At 65.0% G+C, this 1,066-nt stretch carries 1 protein-coding gene and 1 pseudogene; both read right to left on the minus strand.

Annotated elements, in window-relative coordinates; all coding sequences use genetic code 11:
* Positions 1-404 (minus strand): helix-turn-helix domain-containing protein (locus tag ACGF5C_RS35180; RefSeq protein WP_393308795.1); only part of this gene is annotated, 404 nt, incomplete at its 3' end.
* A gap of 305 nt (positions 405-709) precedes the next feature.
* Positions 710-1,066: pseudogene (locus tag ACGF5C_RS35185) on the minus strand (fatty acid--CoA ligase); the annotation flags it as partial.

Below are 1,066 nucleotides of genomic sequence, written 5' to 3' on the forward strand. Positions count from 1 at the left end.
TTCTGTTCCTGGTGCTGCACAAGACTATTGCGGACCAGCACCCGATACACCGTGCTGCGCGACGGAGCCTCGGCGACGCCACGCACCGCCAGCTCGTGCGCGATCCTCTGGGCACCCCACCGCGGATGCACCCGCCGCATCTCGCAGATCATCGACTCCAGCTCCGCCGGCAACCGCGTCGGCGATGTCTTGGGCCGCCGCGACCGCTCGACCAGCCCCGCCTGCCCGTCGGCTTCGAATCGGCGCAGCCACGTATGCAACGCCTGCCGTGAAGTCCCGTACTGACGTGCCACTTCCGCCACCGGCGCGCCGTCGAGCACCTCACGCACGGCGCGATACCGATGCTCGGCCCGCCACTGCCGCTGGTCCGGAACCCGGCTTTCACCGTCAACCTCGTCGACCACCCGAAGATGATCAACGACCGACCGTCAACAATGTCCCAAAACCGTTGCGGCTGTGATGAACCCGACAACAAAGTCCTGGACCTGATCGGTCAACGAACTCCTGAACCCGCACATTGACACCACCTCTTCGCGGCCAGCGCCTCCCGTGGGTGCCGCATTATGCGGAAACGTCTATCCAACTCCAGGGTGTCGGTCGACGGCTGAACCGGCGGCAGACGTCCGAAACTGCTGCGATGGCAGCGCCGCTCCAGGAAAGCAGAACCGCCCGGCACGATATCCGGGCGGTTCGTTCGTTCGTGCCTCGACTATTCGGTCACTATGACCACGAGTTCACCCGCGGCGAACTGCGCCCGCAACCGCTTCTTGTCGAACTTTCCCACGCTCGTTTTGGGGACTTCACCGATGAATGCCCAGCGTTCGGGCAACTGCCATTTCGCAAAACTCCCCGACAAGAACCGGCGCAACTCCTCCGGCTCCGCGGAGACCCCCGGACGCCGGACCACCGCGACCAGCGGACGCTCACCCCAAGTCTCGTCCGAGACGCCGATCACAGCCGCCTCGGCGACCGCCGGATGGCCCATGATCGCGTTCTCCAGATCGACCGACGAGATCCACTCCCCGCCGGACTTGATGACATCCTTCGACCGATCGACGAGCGTGAG

Source organism: Micromonospora sp. NPDC047620, assembly GCF_043205005.1.
Classification (GTDB): domain Bacteria; phylum Actinomycetota; class Actinomycetes; order Mycobacteriales; family Micromonosporaceae; genus Micromonospora.